Here is a 3342-nt window from a genome sequence, read left to right on the forward strand (position 1 = left end):
CAGGAAGATAGCAAAGCCAGCCGAGCCAGTCAACGGTCAAGATGAACGGCGCATTTCATGCGCCGCCGTTGACAGTCACGCCCGTCTTTGCTAAAAAGTAATCAAGGCGGGAAAGCCCTAAAATGGCTTCCCGCCCATTTCAATTTTTAGAAAAGAAACGCTCCAAAATCAGAAAGAGAGCGTCCAAGCACTTTGAGGGATTGGCCGCCTTGTCCACCCATTCAGCGGGACAGCGGGCGGAGGTCAAGGCCGGGTGTAAACCCGTTCATTTCAGCTTAGAAACCCTTCATAAAACGGGCTTATTTAGCGATATAAGGCTTTATAATAGAGAAGGAGTGAAACTTCTATTCAAGTTTAGAAACGCCTTCCATTAGTCCGAAAGAGACCTTAGAAAGAGAATTAAATCGTAAAGTATCAGGGAAAGAAATTCAACCGACTTTGGAGAGAATAGAGCAAAAAATGGTTCAAAATCAACACCAAGAAACCCCTGAATTTAAAGCAATTCAACAAAAATTGGAAAGCTTGCAGCTACCTACACCACCAATACCCAAAACACCTAAACTTCCAGGACTTTAAACCTTAAAAAAGGAAAAGAGTAGTTACCAAAAAACGGTAACTACTCTTTTTTTATAAAAACCTTTCCTCATGTTTGAAAAGCTGATCGAGAAATAAAGCACACAACGGTATTCTTTCTTTTTTCAGTTGGTACATTTTGCAGTCTGTAACGTGTCATTTACTGTTTGTTACCTTAACATATCCAGTCGAAAACACAAGGGTATATAAACGAGCAAGCTCGCCCTTGTGTTTTCTTTGTGTCTATGTTGCGTTCTCGTCACAGCAAACGACACGAACACACTGGCGAAAATGAACCAACAAAACGAAAAAAGAAAGGAGCGTATACTTCACAGACGGTGTTAAGGATACTTACCAGATGAAACCGTACATTGCACCGACCGCTGCTGAGTTGGAACAATTTCTTTCCTCTCTAAATTAAATCTTGCCGAAGCAGTGATGTGTCAGACTTTCCTGACACATCGCCGCTTTGCACTTCACAAAATCCGCTGCCAGGAGGTGATGAAATGAGTATGGTAAATGCTGACTCCGTTCAGCTATTCGCAATGCTGAAAAAAATGCAGGATTCCATTTCCTCCATCGAAACTACCAAAAAATCTGTAAAGATGAAATATGAACAGTTAGGTGCTGGATGGCAAGATAAAAAATACAACGAGTTGGGCGTGGTTGTAAGAGACTGCAACAAGGCTCTCAATGACATATTGGTAATTATGCTTCAAGCAGAAAAATATGTGGCTTTACTCGCCAAGAGCCTTAGTGAATACGAAAGTGTTCAACTAGGATCTACAAATGGAATATCTGCAAGCACACCTCAGACCAGTAGTTTTGCTGTTACACCATCAAGTGCAGATACAACCACCTTTGAGTCAAATACCTTTGGTTCTAATCTTGCATTTGTTCAAGACAGACTATCAGCTGAACGATATTTTTCCCGTGGAAATCACTATGAAGAATATCGAGATTATTGGGAGAACGGGAACTATACCTTTTCTCGAAATGAAAATCCAGAACTCGTATACGTTAGAGCAAGGGATATTGAAGGAGTTTATCTCAGTGACCGAGAACTTGGGAACCCGGAAGGATTTTGGACACGGAATGGTCGAGAGGGATGGTCGAGAGAAAACATTCTAAGGCGAGCTTCGCACATCCAAGATGTTCGTCAAAATACTGAGTCAGGAATGTCTTTGGATGAGCTTTCACAAAACCCAGTGTTAGATGATACCATTCGTAGCTATTACAATAATCCTGTCCAGGTTGCGCAGGTAGGTTCTTATTATGTATTTCAGAGTGATGGGCGACATCGAACACTTGCAGCTCAATCGCTTGATACATATATCCCGGTTTTAGTAACAGGTAGCTACACTCGAAATGATTAACAAATGAGGAGGTGAGTGTTTGAGCAACGTAAATGCTGATGCAACTCAATTACTGACAATACTGAAAAATATGCGGACCTCCATTTCTTCTATCGAAACTACAAGAAGTTCTGTGAAGATGAAATATCAGCAATTGGGAATTGGATGGAATGACAAGAAGTACGATGAGCTGGGAACTATCGTAAAAGATTGCAACAAAGCCCTGAATGATATTTTACAGATTATGCTTCAGGCCGAAAAATACGTTGCTTCACTTGCCAAAAGTGTACAAGAATATGATAATGTTAATTTGGACACTCCTTCTGCACGAAATTCTTTCCTCCAGGGTCTGCAAACACCTAATGTTGGTAATTCGTCTTATCAGTATTGCCTTGGCGTGCTAACCCAAGGTAGCACACCAGACGGATATATCGCTGTTATATCACAACGCCATGAAAATGCAGAGCAGAATGTCAGAGAAGTGTTTGACCATTTCGCTGGTAAACTGATGATACAAGATTCTGAATATCCACCGGATCAGACAGCACATTACTCACCGGGAAATTATATAGGGCATTCACGAGGAGTCTACTACAATGCAGCTTCTGATATGACAAATCCAAGAGGTGCAGGAACAACTTATTTCCACGAGCTTGCTCACATGATCGACCATGCTTCGTGCAACTATCGGAGCAATCTATCCAATACTCCAGAATTTGCTGAGGCACTGGTTGAGGACGGACAAAGAATCCTGAGCTTATATAACAATCTTCCAGTGGAAAAGCAAACTGCTTTTCTGACCCGTATTAGGCAGGATTCAGCTCACTCCTTCTCGGACTTAATTGATGCGACAACAAATGGTCAATTGCACGGAAATTATGGTCACTCAAGGAACTATTGGACGAGACCGGGCAATCTACAAGCAGAAGCCTTTGCCCACTTTTTTGAAGCGTCTATGGGAGACCAAGGCAAATTAGAGCTATTAGCAAATTTCTTTCCTACAGCGTTTGGTATTTTTTCTTCAATGATTGATTCTATTAGACCAGATAATCATGTTAGGGTCTTGAGCAGAGAAAGGTAGGTGCATACAATGGACAAAAACAAGAGCGTTGCAGATTTTATGAATAGCTTCCTTAATACACCTGAACCGAAAATTGATAATGAGTATTATGAAATCGAAGAACAGTATTTTCGGCAATTCGGTCATGGTGTCCCAAGGGAAATGTTGCCTGATAGCATTTCAACGGAACAAATTAAACAAGCCATGAAAAAATGCATTCTTTCCAAAAAGGATAATCTCTTTGAACTATTAGGCATCATTATCAACGATAATTATTTACTAAGACTTCCCATACCTAAAATGGGCTTCGCACCTTGAAAATTCAATACTTCAGCTAACAAAATAGCGATTTAT

At 40.9% G+C, this 3342-nt stretch carries 3 protein-coding genes; all 3 read left to right on the forward strand.

The window, feature by feature from the left end:
• Positions 1-1079: 1079 nt before the first annotated feature.
• Genes WMO25_RS16495 through WMO25_RS16505 form a run of 3 tightly spaced genes read left to right on the forward strand, consistent with a single transcriptional unit; the run spans position 1080 to position 3306 of the window.
• A complete protein-coding gene (locus WMO25_RS16495; RefSeq protein WP_002578944.1) occupies positions 1080-1949 on the forward strand; it encodes a hypothetical protein in 870 nt (289 codons plus the stop codon).
• Between the two features lie 19 nt (positions 1950-1968).
• Positions 1969-3009 (forward strand): hypothetical protein, encoded by a 1041-nt coding sequence (locus WMO25_RS16500; RefSeq protein WP_002304399.1) that lies wholly within the window; start codon positions 1969-1971, stop codon positions 3007-3009.
• A 9-nt stretch (positions 3010-3018) separates the two neighbouring features.
• Entirely contained in the window at positions 3019-3306 is a 288-nt protein-coding gene (locus tag WMO25_RS16505) for a hypothetical protein (RefSeq protein ID WP_349086248.1), read from the forward strand.
• Positions 3307-3342: the final 36 nt, after the last annotated feature.

The organism is Coprococcus intestinihominis (genome assembly GCF_040096555.1).
GTDB lineage: Bacteria > Bacillota > Clostridia > Lachnospirales > Lachnospiraceae > Coprococcus_A > Coprococcus_A intestinihominis.

What these genes read in the sequence shown, in the direction of transcription:
- WMO25_RS16495 (WP_002578944.1), top strand. Translation starts at nt 1,080, where the DNA reads ATGAGTATGGTAAATGCTGACTCCGTTCAGCTATTCGCAATGCTGAAA.
- WMO25_RS16505 (WP_349086248.1), top strand. Translation starts at nt 3,019, where the DNA reads ATGGACAAAAACAAGAGCGTTGCAGATTTTATGAATAGCTTCCTTAAT.